Raw genomic sequence first — 13,663 nt, forward strand, 5'->3', positions numbered from 1 at the left:
TCACGTCTCTGTGAAGTTCTCTTCAAAGACTCGTGAAGTGCGAAGGAGGGCGACCCGACGCGGGCCGCCCTCCTTGGTGCACAGGGGAAATCGTCAGTGACCGACCGAACCGTCGAGTCGTTGGCGGATCAGGTCGGCGTGGCCGGTGTGCCGGGAGTACTCCTCCAGCACGTGCAACACCGCCACCCGCAACGTCATCTTGTCGCCGTCCTCGTCGACCACTGCCTCGTCCAGGTCGCGAGTGGTCAGCGCGGCCCGGACGTGGTCCATCTCGGCCAACAAGACACCGTGGTCCGCCTCGGGATCCGCGTCCGCGAGGTCGGTGAACGCGGCGTCGGGGTTGTCGTCGGTGAAGAAGCAGTCGTCGTCGGGTCCGCCGGTGAACAGGCGGCGGATCCACCGTTCGTTGTCGGCCATGTGGCGGAGCAGGCCGTGCAACGTCAGGTTGGACGGTTCGGAGTTGACGGTCTTGAGCTGGGGCTCGGTCAGGCCGGAAATCTTGTAGAGGAAGGTCTCCCGCTTGTGGTCGAGCCACGCCATCAGCAGCGCGCGCTCGTCACCACCGGCGGGGAACGGGGTCCGGTCGATGTCCGGGGTGCGCCACATGGTCTCGGGCCCTTCCCTAGCGGTGCGCGTCGTAGTAGCGGCGGAGCGCGTCGTGGATCTCGTCCTCCACGAAGAACAGCAGCTCCGGCGGCGGGACGAAGTCGTGGTCCATCTCGTCGAGCACCTGGCGGAACGAGCGGCGGAACTGCTCCTCGATCAGCGGCGGGAAGTCCTCCGGCAGGTGCCAGTCGTGCTCGACGCCGACGGCCATGGTGTGCGTGACCGCCGTCTCCAACGCCTCTTCCCTGGTCATCGACTGCAACGGCGGCCGGACCGGGGTGAACACGTCGAGGTCGGTGTCGTGGGGCTCGCCCAGCACCCTGGCGGCGATCTCCTCGGCCAGCATCGGCGACTGGTGCAGACCGTCGCGGTAGGTGCCGGTCATCAGCCACAGCCCGTCGACCCCGGCGGGGCCGAGCAGCGGGTAGCCGTCGAGCGGGATCGGCCGGTTGCCCACGTTGATCTTCAAGATGTGCCCGTTGACCAGGTCCGCGCGCATCTGCCTGATGCCGCTGAGCAGCAGGTTGACCTCACCGATCGCGGCCGTGGAGATGGGTTTGGGCAGCACCTCGTTGGTGGCGCCCAGGTAGATGACGCCGTCGCCGCGCGGGACCACGTGCAGGCCGCAGGCGAAGGCGCGGTTCGGGGTGCGGATCACCGAGTCGGGGATCAGGCCGTTCTCGGTGCGCACCAACAGCGACACGCCGCCGCCCGCGACCATCGACGGGATCTTGTCGCGGATCTCGGGGTCCACAGCGGACAGCAGCTCGTGCGACGAGACACCCGCCGCGAGCACGACGTTGTCGGCGGAGAGGACCTTGCCGTCGCCGCGCAGCACCACACCGGTCGTGCGGCCACCCTCGACCACGACACGGTCCACATGGGCGTCGACCAGCACTCCCCCGGCCCTGGTGAAAGCGGCGGGTAAGGCGCGCAGCAACGCGGGCGTGTCGACGGCGTGCTCGCCGGGGATGAACATCGCCTTGAGCGGCCGGGACTTCGGCTCCGGCGCCAGCCACTCGATGTCCTCGGGTTCGAGGTCCTCGTAGGGCTCCTTGTAGTCCTGCATCGCCTGGCGGATCGCGGCGTACCCGGCGCTGTCGATCCCCGGCACGCCGATGGTGTTGAGGATGACGATGGTGCCGGTGGCGCTGCGGATGCGGGTCTCGTCGGACTCCTCGATGAGCGACTGCGCCCACTGGTCCCACATGCTCGTGGCCCGCACGTCCATCGCCAGCTTGAGCCTGCCGTACTCACTGCGCACCAGGGTCGGGGTGACCTCGCCGAAGCAGCCGTTCATCGCGCCCGCGGCGACCGACGCGGCCAACGGCCTGCTCGCCTCGCCCACCACAGCGACCCGCTGACCGCGGCGGGCCAGCACCAAGCCGAGCGACAGGCCGAGGCCACCGTTGCCGACCACGATGGTGTCGAAGGTGGTGGGGGCTTGCGAGGGATCGGCCGTGGCACTCACAGGAGAATGGGACATGGGCACCCGTCACTCAGGTCGACAAGGGACTGTGGCTTGCATCAGCCTGCGGCTCGCACCGGACCGCGGCCCGGACAAAGACCGCGACTCGGACAGGACTGCGGCTCGGACAACCGGTGTGGCTCGCGTCACCGGTTGTCCGAGCATAGCTCGACTTCCCTTGCGGGAACAGCGTTTCGACAACTTCCAGAGCCCTGGGCTCAGCCGTCGACCATGGCCATCCCCGGCACACCGTCCTGAGTGGACGGTTCGTGGTGATAGGGCAGCGGGTCGTCGCGGCCGGTCGCGGAGTTCACCGAGGCGCGGCCGGTCATCGACAGGGCGAGCGCCTCGGCGGTCTCCGGCCTGGTCGCCGGGTGCGTCGGCAGCAGGTCCGGCAGCCGATAGCTGTAGAGCCTGCCGACGAACACGTTGATCCGGCTCCACTCGTCGCGGTGGTTGACCGGGGCGATCGCGCGCCGGTGCGCCCTGGTCGCCTCGATCACCCGCTGCCACGCCGCCGGGTCACCGGCGCACGGGCGCGGCGGCTGGGCGAAACTGGGCAGGCTGACGTCGATCCACGCGTCGGTGTCGGCCTTGATGCCGTCGGCCAGCTCGCGGATCGCGGTGTCGGTGTCGGCCCCGTCGGCCCGCCTGCGCCAGTACGTGAGTACCCGTGCGGCGTGGCCGAGGATCCCGGTGTTGATGCCGCCGCTGGTCAGGAAGTCGCCGTTGCCGAACGAATCCCCCGCCACCACGCCGTTGCGCGCGACCAGGGCGTCCACACCGGACTTGGCCTCGACGGTGAACAGCGTCGGCGTCGAGGCGATGCTGGTGCGCCGGACGTCGCTGAGCGGGATCTCGGTGATGATCGAGACCTGGCGCAGCCAGTAGTCGCGGATCAGGTGCTGGTACCCGGCGAAGTACTCCGGCGAGTCCGGGTCGGTCCCGTCCGGGACCAGACCGGCCAGGACCGGGTCGAAGGTGCGGAAGTCCGGCACCTGCGCGCCGATCCAGCCGATCTCGGCGTCGTCCTCGTGCCCGATGGCGACCTGGCGGACCCAGTACTCGGTGCCGTCGCGGTCGTGCTCGGAGGCGACCCGCTGCCGGATGCGGCTGTCGACGTAGATGGTCATCAGCCCGACCAGGTAGTCCGCCTCCACCCGGACCGGGCCGCGGCCGTCGCCGTGGTCGACCAGCCGGTGGTCGAACTCCATGCCCAACCGCTTGGCGTCGGCGCTGTGCAGCCCCTCGGCGACCATGAACAGCTCCGGCACGCCCAGGTCGATGACCTTCGAGCCGGGCGCGCGGACGCGGCCGTAGCTGCGCTTGCCGTCCATCTCGCGGATCGCCTCGATGTGCACGCGGACCCGGCCGTCGGCGTCGCGGGTGAAGCCGTCCGGCTCGCCGCGGCCGCGCCTGGTCTGCTCGACCACCCGGTGGAAGCGGAACAGCCTGCACCGCGGCTCGACCCCGGCGGCGAGGTCCATCTTCTCGATCGCCTTGAGGTAGCGGCGCAGGATGATCAGCAGTTCCTGCGCGCCGGTCTGGAAACCGGAGCGCTCCCGCAGGACCTCGCCCATGTCCCGGCCGATCCTGCTCGGGTCCGGCGCGGCAGGGGCGGTGTACTCGCCGAGCGCCTCCACGGTGCGGGCAGGCTTGCCGTCGACGTAACGGTCGTCGACGAACTCGGCCTTCTGCACCACACCGGCGATGTGCGAGTCGGGAGTCCAGCCGGAGACGACCTCGTCGGCGCGCGCGTCGCCGGGGCTCTCCGGGTCGGGGTTGTAGAAGCACTCCCCCAACAAGAAAGGCGACCCGTCACCGCGGCGCGGTAGCCGATCCTCGCCGAAGCGCTCCGCCATCAGCCGGTCGATCTCACTGAGGTGGTGGTACATGTCCTCGCGGAGGTTCCAGTGCATGACCGCCATGTACGGGTCGCCGCGCAGGTCGACGCCCACGGCGCGCTTGCCCATCGCGATCGACCACAGCATCGCGGTCATGTTGGCGCCGCTGAGGCCCAGTGCCAGGAAGTCCGCGTCCTTGGCGCCCGCGAGGGTGGGTTTGCCCTCGATCGGGGCCCGGCGCAGGGTCGGGTCCAGTTCGGTCGGCGCCGTCTTGGGCACCGCGGGCTTGACCAGCAGCGCAGCAACGGCGAGACCGGCCAGCATGATGCCCGCGCCAACCACGAAGGCGAGGCTGTAGCCGCTGGTCAGCGCCGAGTCGACCGCCGCACCCGCGCCGAGTTGGTCCTTGGCGCGGGTGGTCGCGACCGTGGCGAGCACCGCGAGGCCGACAGCCGCGCCCAACTGCTGGGTCGTGTTCACCAGGCCCGAGCGGACACCGGCGTCGAACCGGGTCGCGCCCGCGACAGCGGCGGCCAGTGTCGCGGGAACCGCGAGGCCGGTGCCGAGACCGATGAGCAGCAGACCGGGCAGCACGTGCGCGGCGTACACGCCGTCGACCGGGATGAACGCGAGCGCGCCGAGACCCACGGCCAGGCAGGCGAGGCCGATCACCATGACCTGCTTGGGGTCGACCTTGCGCATGACCTTGGGCGCCAGCTTCAGCGTCACCGCGGCGATGGTCACCGCGACCGGCAGGAACGCCAGACCGACCTGGACGACACTGAACCGCAGCACCTGTTGCAGGTAGAGCGCGCCGAGGAAGAACGTGGCGGTCGGGCCGGTCACCGCTAGCGCGAGCGTCACGTTCGTCCACACGACATTGCGTGCGCGCAGCACCTCCGGCGGCACAAGCGGATGCCTGGCCATCCGCTGCCGCACGGCGAAGCCGATCAGCAGAACCAGCGCGCCGCCCGCGAGGGCGAGGGTGCGGCCGGAGGTCCAGCCGTGGTCGACGGCCTGGACGATGGTGTAGACCCACAGCATCAGCGAGCCGACGACCAGCACGGAGCCGGTCACGTCCACGCCGACCGTGTCCTCGTCGCGCCGGTCGTTGAGCAGCCGCACCGCGAACAGCACGGTCACCACGCAGATCGGCACGTTGACGAAGAAGATCCAGTGCCAGTCCACCCCCTCGGTGAGCAGCGCGCCGACCAGCAGCCCGATCGCCGCGCCAGCTGAGGCAACGAAGGCGTAGAACGCCAGCGCCTTGCTCTGCTCCTTGGGCTTGGGGAACATCGACACGATCATGCCGAGCACCACCGACGACGCCAACGCACCACCGACGCCCTGCAAGAACCGGGCGGCGACCAGCACCTCCTTGGTCGCGGCAAGTCCACACAGGACCGAGGCGGCGCCGAACAGCGCCAGGCCGCCGAGGAACACCCGTTTGGCGCCGACGATGTCGCCGAGCCTGCCGCCGAAGAGCAGCAGCCCGCCGAAGGGCACCAGGTAGGCGTTGACCACCCACGCCAGGTCCGACTCGGAGAAGCCCAGGTCGGCGCGGATGGACGGGAGCGCGACGTTGACCACCGACGCGTCCAGGATGATCATCAGGGTGCCGACGCACAGCACCACCAGGGCCTGCTGGCGCTCCCGCAGGGTGCGCAACGGCCCGGCCCGCAGCGTGCGCGCGGCCACGGTCTCCCCGAGTGACCCGAACGCGTCGCCCTTGGGCCGCTGGACGTGGTCGGTGTTCTGCTGCTCGTTCACGACCGCGCGACACCCGCCATCGGGGCAGCGGTGACATCCGGCTCGGCCGCGGCATTCGAGTCGGCTGTGACACTCGGATCGGCTGTCACACTCGGGTCGGCGATGAGCACCTCGTCGGTGTCGCGGCACAGCGGGTGGGTGTCGAGCAGCGGCGGCAGGTCGTGGGTGTGCAGCCTGCCCGCGTAGATCACCAGCCTGCGCCAGTCCGACGGGTTGAGCGGCACCAGTGAGTGCCGGTGGCGGCGGGTCGCGTCGATGGTGTGCGCGCGCAGGCTGCTGGAGCGCCCGGTCTGCTTCTCGATCGCGGCGATCCGCTCCTGGCCGAAGTTGATCGGCACGGCCTGGCTGAACTCCTGGGCGCTGACGTGCAACCAGCCGTCGGTGTCCTTCTTGATCGCCTCGGCCAGACCGCGGATGGCCCGCTCCGGCGCGACACCGGCGTCGCGGTCCACCCAGTACCGGTACACCCGGGAGGCGTGCCCCACCATGCCGGTGATGGCGCCGCCGCTGGTGAGGAAGTGGCCGTTGCCGAAGGAATCCCCGGCGACCACGCCGTTCGTGGCGACCTGCGCGTCCGCGCCGACCCGCTCCACCAGGCTGAACAGCTTGGGGCCGTAGGGCATCTGGATCTCGTCGAGCTCGTGCACCGGGATCTCGGTGATCAGCGCGACCTGCTCCAGGTAGAACTCGCGCAGCAGGTGCTGGTGCGCGCCCAGGTACTCCTTGGACTTGCGGTCGGTGCCCGGCTGCACGAGCCCGGCGAGCACCGGGTCGAAGGTCTTGAAGTCGGGCACCTGCACCAGGATCCAGCCGACCTCGGGGTCGTCCTCGTGGCCCACGGCGATCTGGCGCACCCAGTACTCGGTGCCGTCCTTGTCGAACTCGGAGGCGATCCGGCGGCGCAGGCGGCCGTGCACGTTGAGCTCCATCAGCCCGGCCAGGTAGTCGGCCTGCGCGACGACGGCGCCGCGGCCGTCGTGGTGGTCGACCTTGACGTCCTCCTGCTTGAAGCCGAGCCGCTCGGCGTCGTCGCTGTTGAAGCCCTGCGCGATCATGAACAGCTCGGGGGTGCCCAGGTCCATCACCCGGGTGCCCGGTACCCGGACCCGGCGGAACTTGCCCTTGTAGTCCAGTTCCCGCACCGCTTCCAGGCGCAGCGACTTGCGCCCGTCGGGCAGGCCGACGAAGCCCTCCTCCTGGCGGAACCACGTGAGGTAGCCCTCGTCGCCCGGGTCGCTGGTGACCACGCGGTGCGACAGGAACAGCCGGACCCTGGGCTCGACGCCCGCGGCCAGGTCCATCTCCTCGATGATCTCCAGGTAGCGGCGCATCATCACCAGCGCCTCGGAGGCGCCGATCTGGAAGGTGGACGGGCCGTCGAGCACGTCAGCGATGTCGCGGCCGATCTTGCCCGGGTCGTGGCACTCCGGCGGGCGCGGCGGGTCGGTGATGGTCAGCACCCGGGTGGGCTTGCCGTCGGCCCACCGGTCGTCGATGAACTCGGTGTGGTGGATCAGGCCCGCCACGTGCGTCTCGTCGCCGAGCGAGCTGAGGAACCCGCTGATGACCTCGTCGGTGTAGATGCCGCCGGGCTCGGTGTGCGGGGTGTAGAAGGTCTCCCGCAGCTTGAACGGCCTGCCGTCGGCGCGCCGGGGCAGCCGCTGCGGCGGGTAGTGCTCGGCCATCAGCTGGTCGATCAGGCCGAGGTGGTGGTAGAAGTCCTCGCGGATGTTCCAGTGCACGCCCAGCGCCGGGTCGCCGCGCAGCTCCACGCCCACCACCCGGCGGCCCATGGCGACGCTCCACAGCATCGCCATCATGTTGGTGCCGCCCAGGCCCAGCGCGACGAAGTCCGCGTCCACCGCGCCGTGGGTGTCGTCGAGGCGGACACCCGCGTCGACCGCGGTGTCCAGGTGCTCGGTGAGCGGCGCGCGCCCCCTGGCCCGGCGCCACCAGCCCGCGAAACCGTTGTTCGATCCCATACCCATCCCCAAAGGTCACGTCGTGTCGGGGTGGCACGTGGTTCGCGCTACCCCGAAGGATGCAGCCCTCACCCCCGACCGGCGCCGGGGGTGTGCGGGAAGGGCCACACCACGCCACGACGAGCCAGGTCGGCCCGCCGGTGGCCTGGGGCCCCCGCGGATCACGCGCCCGCGATGAGCGGTCACGAACGGCGCGACGGGAACCCGGTTCGTGGGAGGACGAAACACGGGGTGGCGTGGCGCCGCGTCGATAGTAGCAACCCGGCTCGGCCGCGTGGGCGAAATCGGCGAACCGGTCGCGGGTGGACTCCTCGCGCGGGTCAGACCGAAGTGGACCAGAACCGGCCACGCGCGGGGATCCTCTTGCTACGCTTGCGATCCGTCCGCCCCTGACGAGTCCTGGGTTACTCCTGGTGGACTACTCGCGTTGCTCTGTCCGAGTGTTCCCCCTCCCTGACCTGTTCCCGACCTAGTCCCGAGGTGTGATCGCGTGCGCAGACCGATGGCCACCACGGCACCGCCCGAGGGCGCGACCGGCGACCCGGCGCAGCTCGACCGGATGGCCGAGGAGGTCGGGCACCTGCTGGCGCGGCTGCTCGCCGGTGCTCACCCGAGCGTGGCCGACCGGCTGCTCGACGAGGCGGCCTGGTGGTCGGATGTTTCCGGCACCTCGCTGTTGACCGCGGTGCAGCGCGGGTTCGCGGTGCGGCAGCTGGTGCTGCGCACGGCCGACAGCGACGGGTCGTGGCGCAACTCGCTGTCCTACATCGGCGACCCGAGCGGCGTCGACGAGGCGGTGTGCACCTACGACTACGAGCGCGCGGAGGTGCGGTTCCCGCCGGAGTCGCCGCTGGCCCGCCCGTACAGCTGGGTGCGGGGCGAGGACTGCGCGGTGGAGACCTGGTACGCGCGCAACGGGATGTCGGCGATCACGGCGTGGTTGATCGCGGTGGCCAGGATGGCCAGTGAGCGCGGTCGGCCGCACCTGGTGCTGACCAACCGGCTCTACCACGAGACCGAGATCCTGTTCCACATGGCGCGGCTGTCCGGGGTGGTCGTCCACAAGCACGACACGGTGGGTGAGCTGCTGGCCGCCGCGCACGCCGCCGAGGACCCGGTGACGGTGTTCCTCGACTCCAGCAGACCCGACGGCGGGGCGGAGGCGCTGACGCGGGTGCTGCGCGAGCTTGACCCGGGCAAGGTCGGCTGCGTCCTGTGGGACAACACGTGCTGTTCCAGCGCGGACAACCCCTTCGAGACGGTCGACGGCAACCGCGAGTCCACTGTGGAGTCGCCGGTGGTTCGCGCGGGGTTGACCACGACGTTGGTGGTCCTGCGCAGTCACGCGAAGCTCGACCAGTTGGGGCTCGAACTGTGCTCGCTCGGTTCGGTCGCGATGGTGACGACGGAGGCGAACACCGGTGAGGGTCCGCTGTGGTTGGAGGGCATGCAGCGGTTCTTCGCCGACGCGCTCGCCGTCACCGGTGCCTGCGTGTCGCCCGCGACACTGCGCCTGTTGGCCGCGGTGGACTTGCCCAACGAGAGGCTGTCCGCTCGGGCGAACCGGCACCTGCGCGCGGCGAACGTGCTGGCAGGCGCGGTGCTGAAGGACCGGCTCGACGGCGCGCGGTACGGCGTCGAGGAGAACGAGCACGGCTGCTTCGTCGAGATCCACCTGCTGGAGCTGCCCGGCCCTGAGCCGATCGGGGGTCCGCCGACCTGGCCGCTGTGGGACGACCTGGACGCCGAGCTCACCCTGGTGGAGCAGCACGCGGCCCGGCGGTCGATCCCGGTGTGGAAGTCGGCCAGCTTCGGGTTCCACTACACCGGCCTGAGCTGGTACGCCGCCGAGGACCCGCCGCGCCCGCAGGGCCACCCGCACACGGTGCTGCGGGTGTGCTTCGGGATGCACGACCCCGAGGTCACCACCGAGGCCGCCGAGATCATCGCCGAGCACCTGACGAGGAAGCAGTCCTGGACATGACCGACGTGATCACCGCGGCCCTGCTACCCGCGGACCGCCTCTCCCCCGCCTTCCGCGACGTGCTGCTCGACCGGTGCGCCTCGGGGTCGTACGGCCTGGTCGCGGACCTGACGACCCTGGACGACCGGTATGCCGCTGGGGCGGCCGCCGCGCAGCGGCACGGGATCCGGCTGCTGTGCGCGGTGAAGGCGTCGACCCACCCGGAAGTGCTGGCGGGCGCGGCGCGGGCGGGCCTGGGGTTCGACGTGGCGAACGCCTTCGAGGTGGCGGCCGCCCGGGAGGCGTCGCCCAGCGCGTTCCTGAGCCTGACCTCGCCAGGGTTGCCGTTCGGTGAGCGGGCGTCGCTCTACGCGGCGTTCCGGCGTGGGGAGATCGACCGCTGGCACTGCGACTCGTTGGCGCAGCTGGAGGAGCTGGCGCGGGAGTGCCCCGGGTCGTCGGTGGGGGTGCGGGTGAACCTGGACGGGCTGGAGATCCCGGAGGGCATGCCGCTGTGGCGTCCCAGCCGGTTCGGGATCCGGGTGGACCAGTTGCCGCTGGCCAGGGACATCGCGGCCCGGCACGGGTGTTCGCTGCGGTGGGTGCACGCGCACAACGGGTCGGAGGAGAACGACCTGGCGAGCTACGTGTTCACCGCCTCGGCCATCGTGTCGGCCGCTTCGGCTGCCGGGCTGGCGTTGGAGTCGGTGGACCTGGGTGGCGGGCTGCTCTCGGAGTTGGCGGACCTGGACCCGTTCTTCGGCGCGGTCCGGGCGGCGGTCCCGGCGGGGGTGGAGGTGATCCTGGAGCCGGGGCGGTTCTGGATGACCGACTGCATGGCGCTGGTGGCGCAGGTGCTGGACGTGAAGGAGACCGCGTCGCAGGTGGTGCTGCTGCTGGACCTCGGCCTGATGAGCCACCTCCAGTGGGCCGACCACATCCGGATACCGGTACTCGGCACGCTGGTCCCCGGCGACACCCGCCCGTGGCGGATCTGCGGGCGCAGCTGCTTCGAGGAGGACTGGCTGGACGAGTGGGAGCCGATCCCCGTGGCCGAGGGCGGCCCCCTCCCCCGCCCCGGCGACCCCTTCGTGCTGGGCAACATCACCGGCTACGCCATCGAACTGGGCTGCGACTTCAACGGCGTCCACCGACCGGCCGCGTCCTTCCTGCGCACCTGACTACCCTCGGCGCGGTGGACTTCCCGGACTCCCCCACGGTGCTCGACGGTGGTCTGGCCAGCGAGCTGCGGGCGTGGGGCCACGACATGTCGGACCACCTGTGGTCGGCCCGGTTGCTGCTCGACGAGCCCGCGGCGCTGACCGCCGCGCACAAGGCGTTCTTCGATGCCGGGGCGGCGATCGTGACCACGGCGACCTACCAGGCGTCGTTCGAGGGGTTGGGGGCTCGGGGGCTCGGGCGCGCCGACGCGGAACGGGTGCTGCGCCTGGGGGTCGAGGTGGCGGTGGCCGCGCGCGCCGGTTTCACCGACGGCGTGGACCGCTGGGTGGCGGCGTCGGTCGGCCCGTACGGCGCGGTGTTGGCGGACGGGTCGGAGTACCGGGGCCGGTACGGGCTCAGCGTGGCGGAGCTCGTCGACTGGCACCTGCCGCGGCTGCGGGTGCTGGCGGCCGCGCGACCGGACATCCTGGCGTGCGAGACGGTCCCGGACGCGGTGGAGGCCGAGGCGCTCGGGGTGGCGCTGGCGGAGGTGGACGTACCCGCGTGGATCACCTACACCATCGAGGGCGACCGGACCCGCGCTGGTCAGCCCCTGGCCGAAGCCTTCGCGGTGGCCGCGGCGAGCCCGTCGGTGACGGCGGTGGGGGTGAATTGCAGCGCGCCCGAGGACATCGGCCCGGCCATCGCGACGGCCCGGTCGGTGACGGACAAGCCGATCGTGGTGTACCCGAACAGCGGCGAGTCGTGGACGGGCTCGTGGAGCGGCCCGTCCCGCTTCTCGGTCGACTTGGCGGCGGACTGGGTGGCGGCGGGCGCGCAGGTCGTGGGCGGCTGCTGCCGGGTGACCCGCTCCGACATCGCCGCCCTCGCCCGGGTGGTATCGCGTACGGCCCCGTAGTCGATGATGCACCTATGACGGACGGGAACCGCCTGGACGGGGACGTGTCGGGAACCTCGGCCCAGATCGGGTCTGTGCAAGGTTCCGTGTACTTCGGCGCCGGTCAGCGGCCGGTGGAGAGGTTGCCGCACCGGTCGGGCCAGGTGCCCGCGGTCGTGGACGGGTTCCAGCCGCGGTCGGTTCCGGAACTGGAGTCGCTGGTCACCGGCGGGGTCGTGCTGTCGGGGATGGGCGGGGTCGGCAAGACCCAGACGGCGGCGGACTACGCCAACCGGGTGCGGGATGTGGAGCTGCTGGGCTGGGTGACCGCCGCGTCCCGGTCGAACCTGCTCAGCGGCTTGGCCGAGCTGGCCGCCACCGTCCTCGGTTCGGCGATCGACGACCCGGAGCTAGCCGCCAAATGCTTCCTGGACTGGTGCGCGACGACCTCCCGCAAGTGGCTGCTGGTACTGGACGACGTGTCCGACCCAGCGGATCTAGAACAGCTGTGGCCGAACACCGGCACATCTGGACGTTTGGTTGTGACGACCCGCCGCCACGAGAAGTTGGTGCTGCAGAAGCAGTCCCGGCGGATGGTTCCGCTGGACGTGTTCACCGAGTCTGAGTCGGTGAACTACCTGCGTGGCGTACTCGGAGATGTGTCGGGCGTCGAGGACTTGGCGGCGTTGCTGGGCCATCTGCCCCTAGCTCTGAGCCAAGCCGCCGCGCTCATCGACATGACACCAGGGATGACCTGCGAGTCCTACACCGACAACTGGCGCACCCGCCGAGCATCCCTGGCTGAACTGTTCCCGGAGGGCTGGTCCGGCCCCGGCGACCAAATCGCCACCACCTGGGCCGTCTCCATCAACGCCGCCGACGCGTTGCCGCCCGCGCAGGTAGCCCGGCCGATGCTGGAGGTGATGTCTCTACTGGACCCCAACGGCATCCCACTGTCGGTGCTGACCGCCCAGCCCATCCTGGACTACCTGTCCGTCGCCAACGCGGACCTGGCCGCCAGGGCCCTAGGCGCTCTGCAACGCCTCAACCTGATCACCTTCACCGGCACAACCGCTCGCGTCCACGCCTTGGTCCAACACGCCACCCGCGACCAACTGTCCGAAGACCAACTCGCTCTACTCGCCCACGCGGCCGCCGACGCACTCATCGCCAGTTGGCCAGAGATCGAACGCGACACCGAGTACGGGGCCACGCTCCGCACCAACACCACTGCCCTCGCCGTCAACAGCGGACAACACCTGTGGAAGCCGGACGGCCATGTGGTGCTGTTCCAGGCCGGCAACAGCCTCGGCGGAGCAGGACTCGTACACGCCGCCCTCACCCACTTCGAGAACCTCTACTCCACCGCACACCAACACCTCGGATCCGACCACCCCGACACCCTCAGCACCCGCAGCAACATCGCCTACTGGCGAGGTGACGCAGGCGATGCGACCGGCGCAGCACAAGCCTTCACCGAACTACTCACCGACCGACTCCATATCCTCGGACCCGACCACCCCCACACCCTCAGCACCCGCAGCAACATCGCCGACTGGCGAGGCCAAGCAGGCGACGCCGCAGGCGCAGCACAAGCCCTCGCCGAACTACTCACCGACCGACTCCGCGTCCTCGGACCCGACCACCCCCACACCCTCAGCACCCGCAGCAACATCGCCCGCTGGCGAGGCCACGCAGGCGACGCCGCAGGCGCAGCACAAGCCCTCGCCGAACTACTCACCGACCGACTCCGTATCCTCGGACCCGACCACCCCCACACCCTCACCAACCGCAACAACATCGCCTATTGGCAGGGCCACGCAGGCGACGCCGCAGGCGCGGCAAAGGCTTTTGCCGAACTACTTGACGACCGACTCCGCATCCTCGGACCCGACCACCCCGACACCCTCCTCACACTCCGGAACCTCGCCCAATGGCGTGAGCAGGCCGGGGTGGATGGCGAGGGGTGAG

General features: G+C 70.6%; 8 protein-coding genes. 4 read left to right on the forward strand and 4 right to left on the reverse strand.

Features of this window, described 5'->3' with window-relative positions; all coding sequences use genetic code 11:
- Window positions 1-93: 93 nt before the first annotated feature.
- From CLV68_RS21175 to CLV68_RS21190, 4 genes are all read right to left on the reverse strand, one after another.
- Window positions 94-606, reverse strand: a complete 513-nt coding sequence (locus CLV68_RS21175; RefSeq protein WP_121392648.1) for a mycothiol transferase — start codon at window positions 604-606, stop codon at window positions 94-96.
- Window positions 607-622: 16 nt separating this feature from the next.
- Window positions 623-2,077, reverse strand: a complete 1,455-nt coding sequence (locus CLV68_RS21180) for an NAD(P)/FAD-dependent oxidoreductase (RefSeq protein ID WP_211346704.1) — start codon at window positions 2,075-2,077, stop codon at window positions 623-625.
- A gap of 215 nt (window positions 2,078-2,292) precedes the next feature.
- Entirely contained in the window at window positions 2,293-5,688 is a 3,396-nt protein-coding gene (locus CLV68_RS35330; RefSeq protein ID WP_246010023.1) for an MFS transporter, read from the reverse strand.
- Window positions 5,685-7,670 (reverse strand): FHA domain-containing protein, encoded by a 1,986-nt coding sequence (locus tag CLV68_RS21190; RefSeq protein ID WP_121392650.1) that lies wholly within the window; start codon window positions 7,668-7,670, stop codon window positions 5,685-5,687. The genes CLV68_RS35330 and CLV68_RS21190 overlap by 4 nt, the downstream gene beginning before the upstream one ends.
- A 490-nt stretch (window positions 7,671-8,160) precedes the next feature.
- Here CLV68_RS21190 and CLV68_RS21195 point away from each other — a divergent pair, with 490 nt between their 5' ends.
- From CLV68_RS21195 to CLV68_RS21210, 4 genes are read left to right on the forward strand one after another with little or no spacing between them, the layout of a single operon-like run.
- Complete coding sequence (locus CLV68_RS21195; RefSeq protein WP_147460091.1) at window positions 8,161-9,654, forward strand: hypothetical protein; 1,494 nt, start codon at window positions 8,161-8,163, stop codon at window positions 9,652-9,654.
- Window positions 9,651-10,814 (forward strand): hypothetical protein, encoded by a 1,164-nt coding sequence (locus CLV68_RS21200; protein ID WP_121392652.1) that lies wholly within the window; start codon window positions 9,651-9,653, stop codon window positions 10,812-10,814. Before CLV68_RS21195 ends, CLV68_RS21200 begins: the two co-directional genes overlap by 4 nt.
- Before the next feature lie 14 nt (window positions 10,815-10,828).
- Window positions 10,829-11,713 carry a homocysteine S-methyltransferase gene (gene mmuM, locus CLV68_RS21205; RefSeq protein WP_121392653.1) on the forward strand — a complete coding sequence of 295 codons (885 nt, stop codon included), beginning with the start codon at window positions 10,829-10,831 and terminating at the stop codon, window positions 11,711-11,713.
- Window positions 11,714-11,727: 14 nt separating this feature from the next.
- On the forward strand, window positions 11,728-13,662 hold the full coding sequence (locus CLV68_RS21210) for a tetratricopeptide repeat protein (RefSeq protein WP_121392654.1): 1,935 nt from the start codon (window positions 11,728-11,730) through the stop codon (window positions 13,660-13,662).
- Window position 13,663: the final 1 nt, after the last annotated feature.

It is taken from the genome of Actinokineospora cianjurensis (genome assembly GCF_003663795.1).
Taxonomy (GTDB): domain Bacteria; phylum Actinomycetota; class Actinomycetes; order Mycobacteriales; family Pseudonocardiaceae; genus Actinokineospora; species Actinokineospora terrae.

Excerpts from the sequence above, each read along its gene's own strand:
- CLV68_RS21175 (WP_121392648.1), bottom strand. The coding sequence starts at position 606 with ATGTGGCGCACCCCGGACATCGACCGGACCCCGTTCCCCGCCGGTGGT.
- CLV68_RS21210 (WP_121392654.1), top strand. The coding sequence starts at position 11,728 with ATGACGGACGGGAACCGCCTGGACGGGGACGTGTCGGGAACCTCGGCC.
- CLV68_RS21200 (WP_121392652.1), top strand. The coding sequence starts at position 9,651 with ATGACCGACGTGATCACCGCGGCCCTGCTACCCGCGGACCGCCTCTCC.
- CLV68_RS21190 (WP_121392650.1), bottom strand. The coding sequence starts at position 7,670 with ATGGGATCGAACAACGGTTTCGCGGGCTGGTGGCGCCGGGCCAGGGGG.